This window comes from Brevibacillus invocatus, assembly GCF_003710915.1.
GTDB classification, from domain to species: domain Bacteria; phylum Bacillota; class Bacilli; order Brevibacillales; family Brevibacillaceae; genus Brevibacillus; species Brevibacillus invocatus.
In genome coordinates this window covers 1-274 of sequence record NZ_RHHR01000098.1, presented here as the reverse complement: position 1 = coordinate 274, position 274 = coordinate 1, and the positions used below count along the sequence as shown (strand labels likewise).

At 46.7% G+C, this 274-nt stretch carries 1 protein-coding gene; it reads left to right on the top strand.

All coding sequences use genetic code 11. The annotated features are described in order from the left end of the window. A partial coding sequence (locus tag EDM52_RS24195; protein ID WP_338068351.1) for an OB-fold nucleic acid binding domain-containing protein occupies positions 1–274 on the top strand: 274 nt, incomplete at both ends.

The following is a 274-nucleotide window of genomic DNA, read 5'->3' as shown; positions in this document are numbered from 1 at the left end:
GACAAATCCAGATCTACGTGCGTCAGGATACTGTGGGAGAAGATGCGCATAAAGTATTTGACCTCAGTGATATTGGCGATTTGATAGGCGTATCCGGGGTAGTCTTCAAGACCAAGACAGGCGAATTGAGCGTAAAGGCAAAGTCATTGACTTACTTGACCAAATCGCTGCGTCCACTACCAGAGAAATACCACGGTTTAAAGGATATCGAAACGCGTTACCGCAAGCGGTACGTCGATCTAATCGTCAATCCGGAAGTGCGTGACACGTTTAT